The organism is Olivibacter sp. SA151, assembly GCF_054130995.1.
Genome location: NZ_CP096391.1, coordinates 1269239 through 1285848 on the forward strand (window position 1 = coordinate 1269239; position 16610 = coordinate 1285848).

11 protein-coding genes, 2 tRNA genes and 3 rRNA genes are annotated in these 16610 nt (G+C 44.5%); 11 read left to right on the top strand and 5 right to left on the bottom strand.

What is annotated here, in order from left to right:
* Positions 1-37 precede the first annotated feature (37 nt).
* Entirely contained in the window at positions 38-598 is a 561-nt protein-coding gene (locus tag M1D52_RS04840; protein ID WP_437364764.1) for a type 1 glutamine amidotransferase domain-containing protein, read from the top strand.
* A 20-nt stretch (positions 599-618) separates the two neighbouring features.
* Here the strand turns inward: M1D52_RS04840 and M1D52_RS04845 are convergent, their stop codons facing one another.
* On the bottom strand, positions 619-1650 hold the full coding sequence (locus M1D52_RS04845; RefSeq protein WP_437364762.1) for a mechanosensitive ion channel family protein: 1032 nt from the start codon (positions 1648-1650) through the stop codon (positions 619-621).
* 489 nt (positions 1651-2139) lie between these two features.
* On the opposite strand from M1D52_RS04845, the gene M1D52_RS04850 reads away from it, so the two are divergent.
* The 6 genes from M1D52_RS04850 (at position 2140) to rrf (ending at position 7576) form a co-directional block, all read left to right on the top strand.
* Positions 2140-2301, top strand: coding sequence for a hypothetical protein (locus M1D52_RS04850; protein WP_157622172.1), 162 nt, complete (start codon positions 2140-2142; stop codon positions 2299-2301).
* 162 nt (positions 2302-2463) lie between these two features.
* Positions 2464-3985, top strand: a 16S ribosomal RNA gene (locus tag M1D52_RS04855).
* A 114-nt stretch (positions 3986-4099) separates the two neighbouring features.
* Positions 4100-4173 (top strand) — tRNA-Ile (locus tag M1D52_RS04860).
* A gap of 8 nt (positions 4174-4181) precedes the next feature.
* A tRNA-Ile gene (locus tag M1D52_RS04865) sits at positions 4182-4256 on the top strand.
* Positions 4257-4453: 197 nt separating this feature from the next.
* A 23S ribosomal RNA gene (locus M1D52_RS04870) occupies positions 4454-7330 on the top strand.
* A gap of 134 nt (positions 7331-7464) precedes the next feature.
* A 5S ribosomal RNA gene (gene rrf / locus M1D52_RS04875) occupies positions 7465-7576 on the top strand.
* The 16S, 23S and 5S rRNA genes sit together here with 2 tRNA genes alongside, the layout of an rRNA operon.
* A gap of 245 nt (positions 7577-7821) precedes the next feature.
* Here rrf and M1D52_RS04880 read toward each other — a convergent pair.
* From M1D52_RS04880 to M1D52_RS04890, 3 genes are all read right to left on the bottom strand, one after another.
* Positions 7822-8205, bottom strand: a complete 384-nt coding sequence (locus M1D52_RS04880; protein WP_437365503.1) for an SRPBCC domain-containing protein — start codon at positions 8203-8205, stop codon at positions 7822-7824.
* Between the two features lie 62 nt (positions 8206-8267).
* On the bottom strand, positions 8268-8888 hold the full coding sequence (locus tag M1D52_RS04885) for a hypothetical protein (protein WP_013663667.1): 621 nt from the start codon (positions 8886-8888) through the stop codon (positions 8268-8270).
* 39 nt (positions 8889-8927) lie between these two features.
* Complete coding sequence (locus M1D52_RS04890) at positions 8928-9344, bottom strand: GNAT family N-acetyltransferase (RefSeq protein WP_013663666.1); 417 nt, start codon at positions 9342-9344, stop codon at positions 8928-8930.
* A gap of 200 nt (positions 9345-9544) precedes the next feature.
* On the opposite strand from M1D52_RS04890, the gene M1D52_RS04895 reads away from it, so the two are divergent.
* Entirely contained in the window at positions 9545-10753 is a 1209-nt protein-coding gene (locus M1D52_RS04895; protein ID WP_013663665.1) for a porin, read from the top strand.
* A 58-nt stretch (positions 10754-10811) separates the two neighbouring features.
* Here the strand turns inward: M1D52_RS04895 and pruA are convergent, their stop codons facing one another.
* Complete coding sequence (gene pruA, locus M1D52_RS04900) at positions 10812-12446, bottom strand: L-glutamate gamma-semialdehyde dehydrogenase (RefSeq protein ID WP_013663664.1); 1635 nt, start codon at positions 12444-12446, stop codon at positions 10812-10814.
* A 120-nt stretch (positions 12447-12566) separates the two neighbouring features.
* Between pruA and lpxK the strand changes: the two genes are divergently transcribed.
* From lpxK to M1D52_RS04915, 3 genes are read left to right on the top strand one after another with little or no spacing between them, the layout of a single operon-like run.
* The gene (gene lpxK, locus M1D52_RS04905) at positions 12567-13607 is read left to right on the top strand and encodes a tetraacyldisaccharide 4'-kinase (RefSeq protein WP_437394457.1); all 1041 of its coding nucleotides are present in this window, start codon (positions 12567-12569) and stop codon (positions 13605-13607) included.
* A 31-nt stretch (positions 13608-13638) separates the two neighbouring features.
* Positions 13639-14457, top strand: coding sequence for a purine-nucleoside phosphorylase (locus M1D52_RS04910; RefSeq protein WP_437394456.1), 819 nt, complete (start codon positions 13639-13641; stop codon positions 14455-14457).
* Positions 14454-16523: a putative porin gene (locus M1D52_RS04915; RefSeq protein ID WP_013663661.1), complete on the top strand. Its 2070-nt coding sequence runs from the start codon at positions 14454-14456 to the stop codon at positions 16521-16523. Before M1D52_RS04910 ends, M1D52_RS04915 begins: the two co-directional genes overlap by 4 nt.
* Positions 16524-16610: the final 87 nt, after the last annotated feature.

Sequence of the window (16610 nt, forward strand, 5' to 3'; positions counted from 1 at the left end):
AACCTAATATACATTTATTATATTAAAAACATGTATTATGGGAACACTTAATGAAAGAAAAATTGCGATTTTAACGGAAGATGGGTTTGAGGAGGTTGAATTGACCAGTCCGAAGGAAGCGTTGGTAAAGGCGGGAGCAACTGTTCACATTGTCTCTCCAAAAGCAGGAACGGTGCGAGCAAAAGAAGGCGATGAATGGACGGGAACATATCCGGTTGATAAAAATCTAAAAGAAGCATCCGCTTCGGATTATGACGGACTGCTTTTGCCGGGCGGCGTTATCAATCCCGATAAGTTACGCACTAATCCGGACGCGGTTCAGTTCGTTAAAGATTTTTTTGTAGCGGGAAAACCGGTTGCTGCCATTTGCCATGGCCCGCAGACATTAATCGATGCCGAAGTGGTAGAGGGTAGGAGAATGACTTCAGTAGCTGCTATTAAAAAAGATTTAATCAATGCAGGCGCTCAGTGGGAAGATAGCGAAGTGGTTACCGATCAGGGCTTGGTCACTAGCAGAACCCCGAAAGATTTACCGGCTTTTAATGGTAAAATCGTGGAAGAATTTGCAGAAGGCAAACATGAAGGGCAGCACGCATAGTTTTGGGGGAGTATCCCCCATTATTCAATCATTGTAATTCTTGTTCTGGCGAAGGCTTCGGGGAAGTTTGTACGGATATATTTTACCATTTCTTCTCGTATATAACATCTTAGATCGAATGCATCTCCTGAGTTTCTACAGCTCATTAAACATCGAATCTCCATTGTTTGCTCTCTTAGATCGGTTACTTGTAATACATTCACTTTGCCATCCCACAGGCGGTTACCCTTCAGCAGTTCGGCAAATTTCTGGCGTAAATTTTCAACTGGAACCAGAAAATCAGTATAGATAAATACAGTACCTAAAATTTCGGCAGTTGTTCGAGTCCAATTTTGAAAGGGTTTCTCGATAAAGTAATTGATTGGCAACACGAGACGACGCTTGTCCCAGATGTTCAAAACTACGTAAGTTAAATTGATTTCCTCGACCTTCCCCCACTCACCTTCAACGATGAGTACGTCGTCCATGCGTATAGGTTGGGTAAAAGCAATCTGGAAACCGGCTAGCAGATTTCCGAGGGACTTCTGAGCTGCAAAACCGACGATAATTCCTCCTATTCCTACACCGGTTAGTAGTCCTGCGCCTATTTTGCGCATGCTCTCAAAGCTTAGTAAGATAATGGATACCGTAATGACAACAATGAGCGTTATCAACAATTTTCGAATAAAGACAATTTGCGTACGAATTTTCCGCTCCCGAAGATTGTTTTCTTTACTTATATCAAAACGGTGGTAAAGATAATCTTCGAACACGCGTAACATTCGGATAATAATGATCGCAAAACATAGCGTTATTAGAATCTCTGTTGTTTTAGAAATAACTACGTAGCTAGAAGCATTGAATTTAGTTAATGGAAGTAGGGAACTAAAGGTCAAAAGAGGAATGAAAATGGTGAAAATTTTATTGAAATGACGAATAATGGATCTGAAAATTGAATACGATAGTTCTTTTTTTGACTGTTGTTTAGCTAAGGGAAGAAGTATAGACTTCAAAATGATGCCAATGGATATCGAGAACAGAATTACGGTTAAATTCCAAATCCAATCTGGCATTTCTTGTGAAAGGTGTTGCAAATAATCAAGCATTGTATATTCAATTGTATAAAAACAGACAATAATAGAACAATAGGTGTGGGTTGGAGTTTTAAATTTCTTCGTTTCTTCTGCCGAAGAGGGAAAAGCGGGGTATTAAACAACTCGACTTTGACTGATTAAGCCGGCTGAACCGGTGATTAGTTTCTGTTTTTCGAACAGACAAAATGATGTAATGACTGATCGCTGCGCATAGCTGAAGAGTAAAAAATCTTTTGGATGTTCTGCTGTTGGCTTTAAGTAGAAGAAAGGTAAAAAAAACGGTTTGATTTCCAGTTTGTTGTAAAAAAATCTGTAGTCCGGGGCGTGAAACATTTGCGGGAACGGCGGAGATTCGTACCTTTGCCATCCCGTTCGGAAGGCGGGCACTCCGCAAACGAAGGGATGCGGTTGTTTTTTGAAGTACGGAGGTAAACGGCAGGGGAGGAAAAAATATTTTAAAAAAATATTTTGGAGAAAAGAAAAAAGCTGTTACCTTTGCACTCCCAATCGGGAGAGAGGGGACGACGGAACGGGCGCGATGCCCGGGAAGGTGAAAGGAAAAAACAGGAAGTACCGGAGGGGAGACCCGATGGATACGGCGGAGGCCGAAGCGTGAGCGGAGGCGTTTAAAGTTCTTTAAGAAATCAGATTCATGTAGCGTAACGGGCGGCCTGTTTTTTGGCGAAAGTCAAAAGGACAGGCCTGAACGGTCCGTCGGCCGGAAGATACAAAAAAGATCGGAAGGCTGCACTGAAAGAAGTGCGAATGCCGAGATCGGAAACTTAACATTATACAATGGAGAGTTTGATCCTGGCTCAGGATGAACGCTAGCGGCAGGCCTAATACATGCAAGTCGAACGGGATCGGGGGCTTCGGTCCCCGTGAGAGTGGCGCACGGGTGCGTAACGCGTGAGCAACCTGCCCGTCCCAGGGGGATAGCCCGGAGAAATCCGGATTAATACCGCATGAGAATGCAGGTCCGCATGGGCCTTCATTTAAATATTTATAGGGGACGGATGGGCTCGCGTGACATTAGCTGGTTGGCGGGGTAACGGCCCACCAAGGCGACGATGTCTAGGGGCTCTGAGAGGAGAAACCCCCACACTGGTACTGAGACACGGACCAGACTCCTACGGGAGGCAGCAGTAAGGAATATTGGTCAATGGGGGGAACCCTGAACCAGCCATGCCGCGTGCAGGAAGACGGCCCTACGGGTTGTAAACTGCTTTTGCACGGGAATAACCCCCGGTATGTATACCGGGCTGAATGTACCGTGAGAATAAGGATCGGCTAACTCCGTGCCAGCAGCCGCGGTAATACGGAGGATCCGAGCGTTATCCGGAATTATTGGGTTTAAAGGGTGCGTAGGCGGCGCGCTAAGTCAGGGGTGAAAGACGGTGGCTCAACCATCGCAGTGCCTTTGATACTGGCGCGCTTGAATGTACCTGAGGTAGGCGGAATGTGGCAAGTAGCGGTGAAATGCATAGATATGCCACAGAACACCGATTGCGAAGGCAGCTTACCAAAGTACGATTGACGCTGAGGCACGAAAGCGTGGGGATCGAACAGGATTAGATACCCTGGTAGTCCACGCCCTAAACGATGAACACTCGATGTCGGCGATAGACTGTCGGCGTCCAAGCGAAAGCGTTAAGTGTTCCACCTGGGGAGTACGCCCGCAAGGGTGAAACTCAAAGGAATTGACGGGGGCCCGCACAAGCGGAGGAGCATGTGGTTTAATTCGATGATACGCGAGGAACCTTACCCGGGCTTGAAAGTTACTGAATTGTCCAGAGATGGGCAAGTCCTTCGGGACAGGAAACTAGGTGCTGCATGGCTGTCGTCAGCTCGTGCCGTGAGGTGTTGGGTTAAGTCCCGCAACGAGCGCAACCCCTATGTTTAGTTGCCAGCACGTAAAGGTGGGGACTCTAAACAGACTGCCTGTGCAAACAGAGAGGAAGGCGGGGACGACGTCAAGTCATCATGGCCCTTACGTCCGGGGCTACACACGTGCTACAATGGGGGGTACAGAGGGCAGCGACACCGCGAGGTGAAGCCAATCTCAGAAAGCCCCTCACAGTTCGGATCGGGGTCTGCAACTCGACCCCGTGAAGTTGGATTCGCTAGTAATCGCGTATCAGCAATGACGCGGTGAATACGTTCCCGGGCCTTGTACACACCGCCCGTCAAGCCATGAAAGCCGGGGGTACCTAAAGCATGTAACCGCAAGGAGCGTGTCAGGGTAAAACCGGTAATTGGGGCTAAGTCGTAACAAGGTAGCCGTACCGGAAGGTGCGGCTGGAATACCTCCTTTCTAGAGGGCCCTCGGGCCGTTCTGTTACGCCATGAAGATTTCTTGAAAAAAGAGAGAGAAAAAAGAGGAAAGTGCCACAGTGCCCCTTCGGGGTCACCGGTGCGGAAGCGAAGCAGTCCCGTAGCTCAGTTGGTCAGAGCACTACACTGATAATGTAGGGGTCAGCAGTTCAAATCTGCTCGGGACTACCTGAAAGGGAGGATGGTCACGGGGACAGGCCGCAGTGATATAATGCAGGGTGCTGTCAACGGTTCGAATCCGTTATTCTCCGCGATTGAGGCGGAAGGGTAAAGGACAAAGGCGGAAGGTAAAACCTTGGCGCTTATACCTTGTACCGTTCACCTTAAAAAAGTTCTTTGACATATCGGAAGAAAAAACACAAGAGAAGACAACAGCAGAGACGTTTCTTTCCTACGGGGAAGGGACATGATACAAAAGCATCCCCGTACGGCAAAAGGGTACGGGGAGAAGAAAGTAAGAAAGGGCACACGGGGGATGCCTAGGCTCTCGGAGGCGATGAAGGACGTGATAAGCTGCGATAAGCGCCGGGGATCTGCAAATGAGATGAGATCCGGCGATTTCCGAATGGGGAAACCCGGCATGTTGAAGACATGCCGTTTAACAACGCGAACGCGCCGAACTGAAACATCTAAGTAGGCGCAGGAAAAGAAAATAAGAATGATTTCCTGAGTAGTGGCGAGCGAAAGGGAAAGAGCCCAAACCGGATATGTTACGGCATATGCGGGGTTGTAGGACCGCAATGTGGTACAGTCGGAAGAAGTGGAAGGGTCTGGGAAGGCCCGCCGTAGAGCATGAGAGCTGCGTACACGCAATGAAGACCGGCCTAGTGAGTTCCTGAGTACCGCGGGGTCGGAGACGCCCTGTGGGAATCCGGCGGCACCATCCGCCAAGGCTAAATACTACCGAGAGACCGATAGTGGACCAGTACCGTGAGGGAAAGGTGAAAAGAACCCCGAACAGGGGAGTGAAAGAGAACCTGAAACCGTGTGCTTACAAACTGTCGGAGCCCTTAATGGGGTGACGGCGTGCCTTTTGCATAATGAGCCTACGAGTTACACTTCACTGGCGAGGTTAAGCGGTTAAGCCGCGCAGCCGAAGCGAAAGCGAGTCTGAACAGGGCGTACAGTCAGTGGAGGTAGACGCGAAACCTTGTGATCTACCCATGGGCAGGTTGAAGGTGCGGTAACACGTACTGGAGGACCGAACCGATAAACGTTGAAAAGTTTCCGGATGACCTGTGGGTAGGGGTGAAAGGCCAATCAAACTGGGAAATAGCTCGTACTCCCCGAAATGTTTTTAGGAACAGCGTGGACATTGAGTCTTCCGGAGGTAGAGCTACCGATTGGGTGCGGGGGAGTCACATCCTACCAAATCCAGACGAACTCCGAATACCGGGAGATATGGTCCGCAGTGAGGCGCAGGGTGCTAAGGTCCTGCGCCGAGAGGGAAAGAACCCAGACCACCGGCTAAGGTCCCCGAGTGTACGCTAAGTTGAACTAACGAGGTCCGGTTGCCCAGACAGCTAGGATGTTGGCTTGGAAGCAGCCATTCATTTAAAGAGTGCGTAACAGCTCACTAGTCGAGCGGCCGGGCGTGGATAATAAACGGGCATGAAGTGTACCACCGAAGCCGTGGGATAGAAATATCGGTAGGGGAGCATTCCGGCACGGGAGAAGCGGTTACGTGAGTATCCGTGGACGTTCCGGAAAAGCAAATGTAGGCATAAGTAACGATAAGGCGGGCGAGAAACCCGCCCACCGAAAGACCAAGGTTTCCTGATCAACGCTAATCGGATCAGGGTAAGTCGGGACCTAACGCGGACCCGAAAGGGGCAGCGGATGGCCAACGGGTAAAGATTCCCGTACTCTTGTATGCTGCGAAGCGGGGACGGAGGAGTGACACCGCCGCGCACTGACGGAATAGTGCGTTGAAGGCCGTAGGTAAACGTGACCCAGGCAAATCCGGGTCGTGTGCCGAAGGCCGAAAGTACGGCAAACCTCCGGGGGCGCCGATAGCGCGGGTAACCATACTCCCGAGAAAAGCCGCTAAGCTCCAGGCATATAAGACCCGTACCGCAAACCGACACAGGTGGTCGGGGAGAGAATCCCAAGGTGCTCGAGTGAATCATGGCTAAGGAACTCGGCAAAATGGCCCTGTAACTTCGGGAGAAGGGGCGCTTCCTCCGGCGACGGAGAAGCCGCAGTGAAAAGGCCCAGGCGACTGTTTAACAAAAACATATGGCTTTGCCAAATCGAAAGATGACGTATAAGGCCTGACACCTGCCCGGTGCCGGAAGGTTAAGAGGGGATGTCAACCTTCGGGTGAAGCATTGAATCGAAGCCCCGGTAAACGGCGGCCGTAACTATAACGGTCCTAAGGTAGCGAAATTCCTTGTCGGGTAAGTTCCGACCTGCACGAATGGTGTAACGATCTGGGCGCTGTCTCGGCCATGAGCTCGGTGAAATTGTGGTACCGGTGAAGACGCCGGTTACCCGCAACGGGACGGAAAGACCCCATGAACCTTCACTATAGCTTAACATTGGGACTGGGTGCAGGATGTGTAGGATAGGCGGGAGATTGTGAAGCGGGTTCGCCAGGATCCGCGGAATCGTCCTTGAAATACCGCCCTTTCTGTATCCGGTTCCTAACCCCCCTTGGGGGGGGACATTGTTTGGTGGGTAGTTTGACTGGGGTGGTCGCCTCCAAAAAGGTAACGGAGGCTTTCAAAGGTAAGCTCAGTACGCTTGGTAACCGTACGCGGAGTGCAATGGCAAAAGCTTGCTTGACTGTGAGACATACAAGTCGGACAGGGTCGAAAGACGGACATAGTGATCCGGTGGTTCTGCATGGAAGGGCCATCGCTCAAAGGATAAAAGGTACTCTGGGGATAACAGGCTGATCTCCCCCAAGAGCTCATATCGACGGGGAGGTTTGGCACCTCGATGTCGGCTCGTCACATCCTGGGGCTGGAGAAGGTCCCAAGGGTTCGGCTGTTCGCCGATTAAAGTGGCACGCGAGCTGGGTTCAGAACGTCGCGAGACAGTTCGGTCCCTATCTGTTGTGGGCGCAGGAAGTCTGAGTGGGGCTGACCTTAGTACGAGAGGACCGGGTTGGACCGGCCGCTGGTGAATCTGTTATGCCGCCAGGTGTACGGCAGAGTAGCTATGCCGGGAATAGATAAGCGCTGAAAGCATCTAAGTGCGAAACTAGCCACGAGATGAGACTTCCTTACAGGGCCGTGGGAGACTACCACGTCGATAGGCGGCAGGTGTAAAGGTAGAGATACCACAGCCGAGCCGTACTAATAGCCCGAAGCTTTCTCAAGCGCAGCAGGCTGTTGTCTTCCTGTTTTTTTTCTTCCGTTATCAGTCAAATAAAAAATTGAAAAGTAAAAGGTAAAAGGTAGAAAGGCCGGTGTGCCGGATTTTTGAATTTTGAATTTTTACTTAGAAAGGTATTCAGGTGCCTATATCGGCGGTGTCCACCTCTTCCCATCCCGAACAGAGAAGTTAAGCCCGCCAGAGCCGATGGTACTGCAGTAACATGTGGGAGAGTAGGTCGGTGCCGATCTTTACAGAAGGCCGCCGTGCATTGCACGACGGCCTTTCTTATTATATCCCGTCCCAAAACAAAGCGTGCCGTCGAAAGCAAGACACGTATTCCTCCATACTGTATCATTATCGTAAAAAATATAGACCTTCCGTTCTATGTTCTAGGAAATCTAGGAAATGGCTATATGACTCTTATTAAGGAGCGCTAAGTGAAGGGGAGCAGACCGTTATAGCAGATACAAACAAGTTGTCATTACAAGAAGCTTATTCACCTTCGAAAAAGTCAATCAAAGAAGCCATATATACTTGTTGCCATCCTTCTACAATGTCTTGGTAATCTGTATCAGGAATATTTGTATGAAGAAGTTCGAGAGATGTTCCCTTTTTATGGGGATGAAGCTTGATCGTAACGATGGATGGCTCCATTTGATCACCAAAATACCACTGTTGGACTAACTTCTTGTCCTTTTCTAAAATCAAATTTTTTCCGGTAATACTACCATCCCAAAGAGAAAATTCTGAGTTTGGCGTATTGGACATGCTTACTTCATCGCCAGACCATAACCTAATAGCCTGTTCCATAGTCAATGCTAAATAAACCTCCTCAGGGTTTGCGGGAATAATAAAATACTGCTTAAACTCTTTCATTTCATGTTAAGTCTTCGATAATAACAAGATATTGACTAGGAAAAAAGAATATTATCAAGCAACTAATTCGGTTGAATTGTACTCTCGATAAAATAAAGTAATTCCCTATTTGCTTCATTATAGGCTTCGAAAAGTGCTTTTTTTGCCGTAAGTGATCCGCCAATATTGGGTCTCGAAACAATGTTCGCAATATTCCGTGTAAGTGTTTTGCTAGTTTCTGTCCGATTGTCTTCGATAACAACATGAAATCCAGCGACGGAATTCCATTTGTTTTTGGGTAAGGCCCCCCAACTGAAATCACCTTCGCTATTACCAATAGCTGATGATGCATCAGTGCCTGAGGCCGAATGATATGCTGTTATAGCAATTCGGACAGTAATCTTATTCTTTTCTGCAGGTGAATGAAACTGGGTTGTATCTAATATATTAATAATTGCACTAGGGTAAGAAGTCATAATCCCTTGAGCTATATGATTTATTATGTCCTGTGATGAACATTCCACACGTGTTGTGTCGGTGATTTTTCTCAGATCAGAAAATACAATATTTAAATTAATTCCCCGTAACTTGTCGTTGCCAGTGCCAATTTCAGCTGTCGGTGGGCACCATACGAGTATTTTCTGTCCAAATGCATGGACTGAAAAGAGAAAAAAAACAAACATTAATAAAAATTTCTTAGTCATCTTCTATACGGTTGATTATTACAAGCTTGTCGTAAACAATTAATTCTCTGTCAGCGCTTTTTCCATTCTTAGGTATTCTATCTGTCCCTTTCTAAAAATTTCGCCAATCTCAACAAAATGATGCTTTTTATAAAAGGGAACAGCCGAAATGCGTGCATTACACCAAATGATCTTCGATCCTTGTTGATAAGCATATTGAGAAATGTGATTTAATAGGGTCGACCCGTAGCCTTTATTTTGATATCTACTATCCGTTGCGAATTTTCGGAATTGCGCTTCCTCACCTCTCACAAATAACGATACGACAGCGATAAGTTCGTTATTATCGTATAAACCAAAATGAATGCCTAGGTCATCTTCATCCAGAATGATCGATTCAATCGAACTTTCCGGATAGAGAACCGCTTGGCGTAATTGCATGGTTACTGTCGGGGCTATTTGTTCGATTTGTGTCATGTCTACATCAAAAATTTACGCGAGCAAAAATACAGCTTTTTAAACCTTATTCGTTATTTTCTTTCACTAATTACGGACTTGAGTAGTAATTTGTATATTACTTTGCTATTAATAAATCGGATTTTGCAAAATACTTAATCTATTGTTAACGTTTTCTTAACATATAGTCTATATTTTCGTAACCATTATTTAATATAAAGATGAAAATAATTCGGCTATCACGTATTGTGTGTTTTATGGTATTCTCTTTCTGTGTAGATGAAGTATTGGCACAGCGGGAGAGAGACGAGTTTCCTACATTAAAAAATTTTAAAGGATTGCAGTTTAAGTCTAGTGACTCTACAATCTACATGAATTTTCGCTTCAGGATGCAAAATCGATTAGGTGCATCAACAATTGATGGAGATAATCTTGGTATTCGGGAATTTGATGCCAGGGTTAGACGCCTCCGTATGCGAGTGGATGGATATTTATACTCACCTAAATTCTCTTACACCATTCAGCTTGCCTTTACTCGAGGAGATCAAGACTTCGATGATACAGGTGTTGCAAATATAGTTCGTGACGCGGTTGTCTTTTATAACTTTACCCCTAATTTTTATATAGCTTTTGGCTTAAATAAATTGCCTGGCAATCGGCAGCGAGTTAATTCGTCAGGTCAGTTGCAATTTGCCGATCGGTCAATCGTAAATGCTGCGATGAATATCGATCGTGACTTCGGTATAAAGGCTTACTATAAAAATAAGATAGGTGAAACCGCAGTTTATCATTTAAAAGGTGCTATAACCACAGGCGAAGGTCGTGTTGCCAATAATACCGACAAGGGGCTTGCTTACACGGGGCGTGCGGAACTATTACCTTTAGGGGCATTCACCGATGACGGCGACTATTCCGAAGGTGATTTGATGCGGGAAAGAACGCCAAAGGTTTCATTTGGCGGTGGCTATAGTAAAAATGTGGGTACAACGAGGAGTGGTGGGCAGATTGGGTATTATCTATATGAACCTGTTACCCTTCAAACCTATTTCGCAGATGCTATTTTTAAATATAATGGTTGGGCATACCAGTTCGAGTACATAAAGCGTACCGTGGATAAAGCAATTACTTATAATGAAGCAGGCGAATCGGCTTATGCTTTTAACGGCCAAGGTATCAATCAACAAATATCCTATTTATTCAAGAGCAATTATGAGCTGGCTGGACGCTATTCATGGTTGGAACCCGGGGCAAGCATCGGGGATTACCAGCAAGAAACCGAAGTTATTGAATTAGGCGCAACAAAATACCTACATCAACATCGGATCAAATTTCAACTGAATGTGAATTATCAGACTAAGCAGGGAGTCTTTGCGCTTGATGGTAAGGGAAATCGATGGGGAGGGGTTTTTCAGGTAGAATTAGGTATTTAACTTTTTAGCATACAATAGGAAGAGATCACTTGCGCAAAGTGATCTCTTCTTTTTTAGTTTACTCCTGTTCCAAAAACGGATAACGATAATCCGTTGGTGGGTTAAATGACTCTTTGATGGTGCGTGGAGAAACCCAACGTAATAAATTGATCATTGAGCCTGCTTTGTCGTTCGTACCGGAACCTCTTGCACCTCCAAAAGGTTGTTGGCCAACCACAGCGCCCGTACATTTATCATTTATATAAAAGTTGCCTGCGGCATTTTTTAATGCATCAGAGGCTTGCGCTATGGCATAACGATCTTGTGCTATAACAGAACCGGTAAGGGCATAAATCGAAGTTTGATCTATTAATCGTAAGGTATCTTCCCATTTTTCGTCTTCATAGACGTAAACAGTAAGTACCGGGCCAAACAACTCTTCTTTTAAAGTTACATAATCCGGTGTTTTGGCAAGGATTACCGTAGGTTGAATGAAATAGCCAACGCTTTTATCGTACTCGCCACCGATAATTACCTCTGCATCTTCATCTGATTTTGCTTGATCAATGTATCTTGTAAGCTTATCGAAAGACTTTTCGTCAATAACGGCGTTGATGAAATTTGAAAAATCTTCAGTAGGTCCTACCTTAAAGGAATTGATATCTTTCGTCATTAATTCTTTAAGCGCAGGCCATAGTGACTGTGGAATATACACGCGTGACGCCGCTGAACATTTTTGGCCCTGATATTCGAAAGCCCCTCGAACAATGGCGGTGTTCGCCGCTTTTATATCAGCCGATCGATGAACTAAAATGAAATCTTTACCACCGGTTTCACCAACTATACGTGGATAACTTTTGTATTTATGGATGTTTGTCCCAATCGTTTTCCATATTTCTTGGAAAACGGCAGTAGATCCGGTAAAGTGTATGCCGGCAAAGTCCGGATGATTAAAAACCACCTCACCTACATCCGGCCCATGTGCATAAATCAAATTGATAACGCCTGCCGGTACGCCTGCCTCGTGGAAAATTTCCATTAACAAATGAGCTGCATAGATTTGCGTGTCAGCAGGTTTCCATACAACCACATTTCCCATCATAGCAACACAGCTAGGTAAGTTTCCCGCTATTGCAGTAAAGTTAAAGGGAGTTAATGCGAATACAAATCCCTCCAAAGGCCGTTGCTCTACGCGATTCCACACGCCATCAGAAGAAACAGGAGGTTGTTGCGAATAGATTTCGCTCATATATTTCACATTAAATCGGAGAAAGTCAACGATTTCGCAAGCTGAATCGATTTCTGCCTGATATGCATTTTTTGACTGCCCTAACATAGTGGCCGCATTTAGCTTGTAACGGTATTTACCGGCTATTAAATCGGCGGCTTTTAAGAAGATACTAGCCCGATGTTCCCACGGCAAATCTTCCCAATTTTTCTTTGCTTCTAAAGCAGCGTTAATGGCGTCGGTTACGTGGTTCTTGCCGCCTTTATGATAATATCCCAATAAGTGTTTGTGGTCATGCGGAGGTCTTAACTCGCCCTTATTTCCAGTCCTTATTTCTTGGCCACCTATAAACATGGGAATATCCGCCTCCTGCGATCTTGCAGTACGCAAGGCTTCTTGCAATAAAGCGCGTTCCTTACTTCCGGGAGCATAGGCATATACCGGCTCGTTTATAGGGGTAGGGACACTAAAAAATCCTTTTAACATAATATATTTTTATTTTGTGTGATACTTGGCAAAGGTACCAAAAGCCCGATAGCTCTGCAATTGAAATCGGTATTTAACCGTTTGTTTATTACCTTTGTTACTTGGTATCGAAAAAAACAGATGAAAAAACTGCGCCTTTTATTACTTCCGCTCTCTTGGCTATATGGCGCTATCTTATTTTTCAGACATTTTATTTACGACCGGGGTTTCGCAAATAGTTATGGTTTTGATAAACCGGTCATTGTTATTGGCAATTTAGTACTTGGTGGGGCAGGTAAAAGCCCGATGACTGAATACCTTTTGCGTTTATTTGCCGGTGTAAGCATAGCGACGCTAAGTCGAGGTTATGGAAGGAAAAGCACCGGGTACCTGGAAGTGCAGGGAGGCAGTACGGCTGAAAAAGTAGGGGATGAGCCGTTGCAATTTAAAAGAAAATTTCCAGGCGTTACAGTCGCTGTTTGCGAGGATAGAGTGGAGGGATTGAGACAGCTGATGCCAAGCCACGATATTTTTGTTTTAGACGATGCTTTTCAGCATAGAAGACTAAAGCCAGGCATTAGTATTTTACTGTTCGATTTTGAAAGCCTTCAGGAAAACAAATGGGTACTCCCCGCCGGAAATTATAGAGATTTATTTATGCGACGAAATTTCGCTGATATTATCGTTATTACTAAGTCGCCGGAGGCACTTTCAAAAACGGATAGGCAGCGATGCCTACAATTACTAAAATTAGAAAGAGAACTCCCCACATTTTTCTCTTATATTGAATATGGCGATTTGGTAAATTTGATGACGGATGAAAAAGAGTCTTTTCCAATAAACGCCCGCCTAATAGTAATGACGGGTATTGCCAATCCAACATCGTTTTGCAATTATTTAACAACAAAAGGCAACGTATTGAAAATGATTGAATTTCCGGATCATCATCGTTATACAGCTGGTGATTTACTTAAGATAAAAAGGTATTGGCAATCATTGGGCGATTGTTTAATCGTAACGACAGAGAAAGATGCCATGCGTTTACGAGATCCGGAACTGCGCTCGCATATTGAAGATTTGCCTTTACATTATATACCGATAGAAACGAAATTTCACCATAATGTGAGTGGACCAAGTTTCGACAACTTAATTAAAGGTCAAGTATTTGGCAAGCAGGTGTAAATAACCCTTTTTAAAAGATAAAAGTGATTATATGTATAGATCATTAGGAGAAACCGTTACTTATATTGAACAAAGAATAGGAGATTTTAAACCCGAAGTGGGCATTATTTTAGGAACCGGTTTAGGTGGTCTCGTGAAAGATATAGCGGTTGAGCACCAACTTATGTATGCTCATATTCCGAACTTTCCTGTCTCTACCCTTGAATTCCATTCGGGTAAATTGATTTTCGGTACCTTAAGCGGTAAAAAGGTAGTAGCAATGCAGGGTAGACTTCATTATTATGAAGGTTATAATATGCAAGAGATTACATTCCCCGTACGTGTTCTAAAGCTGCTCGGTATACAAAAGTTGTTCGTATCGAATGCCTCAGGATCATTAAATCCAGCGATAAAGAAAGGTGATCTTGTCTTTATTGATGATCATATTAGCTTGTTGCCTGAAAGTCCATTACGTGGTCCGAATAACGATGATCTTGGCCCTCGCTTTCCGGATATGAGCGAACCCTATAACAGAGATTTTATACAAAAAGCGTTAAATATTGCGGCGGGAAGTAACATCCGAGTGCATAAAGGCGTTTATGTTTCTACGGCTGGCCCTAATCTGGAAACTCGTGCTGAATATAAGTATATGCGCCTAATAGGTGGCGATATTGTAGGAATGAGTACAGTTCCGGAGGTTATTGTGGCTAATCACATGGGCTTACCGGTTTTTGCTGTATCGGTAGTTACTGATGAGGGTTTTCATGAAAATTTGGAAGTCGTATCAATCGAAGATATCATTGAGGTAGCTAAAACGGCAGAACCAAAGATGACGTTAATTTTAAAAGAATTACTAGCTTTGCCAGAATGATTAAGCATTTGCGTGCCTGTTTTTTCCTTTTTGTTTTGTGTCTTTTCGCCGGTCATAGCTTTGCTCAAGAGCAAGAGGAGTGGGGCGCCGATTTGGATTCGCTTCGTCGAGCGGAAGAGGCACAACAGGACTCGATTATTTACAATGCGTCTTATATACGGTATACAACTTTAGATCGTTTGAAACAGGGGACATTTACGGTTCCACTGGATACAACCTTAAAGGGGTTTCAATATTACAATCCCCAAACGAAGCCTAAAAGTCCGACAATGAATCTTGGGAACTATGGGTTAGCTACGCGTGATTTACTGTTTTCTCCTACAACAGAAATTGGTTTCAGAACGGGGTTTACAGCTATGGATCGCTATCTTTTGACGCTTGATTCTATTCGCTTTTACAGGGCGAGATCACCCTTTTCCGAATTGTATTTTGTTACCGGAGATCAGGTTTTTAGTGCAAAAATAGGTCAGAATATCAAGCCAAATTGGAGTGTTGGCGCTAATTTTAACGCATCTTTAGCACGAGGATTTTATCAAAATCAGCGTTACAACGATATACAGCCTGCAATTTATACTTGGTATGAGTCGCCTAACCTGCGGTACAACTTGCAATCAGCGTTGATATTTAATACGCTCGTCGCTACAGAGAATGGCTCAATTCTAAACGATAGCATATTCCGGGTACAGCCGGAAAATTCGAATCCTGAATCCTTTGAGGTACGCTTAAGTCAACAACGAGAACAACGTCCGAGAAATACCTGGACAGATCACAGCTTTTTTTTACGACAAAGCATGTTTATTGGTCGACTCGATACGCTTAATAAAGGAACGCAAGAACAACAAGTATTGCCAACCATGTCAGTGGCACATAGTTTGAAACTCAATCGTAAGAAATACAAGTTCTTCAAGAACGAAGCTGATCCTAATGGAGCATTGCCTTTTAGTGAATCTGTTTTAACCAATGATTCGACCATGTTGACAACCATTACCAATGACTTTGTTTATAGTTTCTCGCTGCGTGGAAAGTCCGTTTCATTTATTAAAAATGAGGTAAAACTCGATTTAGGGTTGCAACATGATCTTATGTTTTATAAACAAGGGCGAGACTCGTTAAGCGTTCAGGATACGCTTGCTTCCAATCGGTACCGGGATATGTCTTTTCAAAACATTACTTTAAAAGCTGGATTGGGGTATCGCTTTAGCGATCGTGTAAATATTACGACAGACTTTAGACAGATAATTACCGGGCGGAATTTTGGTGATTTCCATTATGGAGCACAAGCTAATCTTCTGTATAACAATACTGTTGGCCGACTCGTACTCGCAGGGTATTTTCAGAATCAATCACCGGAATACCTTGCAGAGTCTGTAAACTATACATACCACAAATGGGACAATAATGATCGATTAGATAAAATCAAAACAACCAACTTATCGGCTGCTTATGAAAATCCCCGTTTTCGTTTTTTAGCAAAAGCTGAGTACTTTTTAATAAACAACTATACGTATTACAAAGAAGTTGACAACCCGGATCATCGATCCGAATTGTTACGGGTTATTGAAGTGGCTCAACACGAATCGCCCATCAATTTATTGAAGTTGACCTTAGGTAAGGATTTTACTTTTTTTGACAAATTGCATTTTGATAATTACGTTGTATACCAAAAATCAGATTACAACGATATATTGATGACACCGGAGTTTTATACTTGGCATAGCTTCTATTATAATACCATTTTGGTAAAAGTAATCAATCTTAATATTGGTTTTGACATCCGTTTTAACACCCCTTATGTTGCGCCTGCTTATGCAATCAACATAGGGCAATTTTATCGGCCCTATTATGGAGGTGTAGATGCAAACGGGAACGAGATTACACCAATTGAGTTTTCTAGCTATCCGATTGTGGATCCTTGGGTGACAGCAACCTTAAAAAGAACAAATTTCTTTCTGAGATATGATAATGCCAGTCAGGGACTCTTCTCAAGAGGGTATTACACCGTAAGGCGCTATCCGATGGCTCCTGCCGGCATGCGGTTCGGCGTTAGCTGGAAGTTTTACGATTAGTATATTATCGTCCCTATCTAATCCCTTCACAGCAATAAATAAATAAAATTACAGAAAGAGAAAGGATCAAATGATTACCTTTGCCAT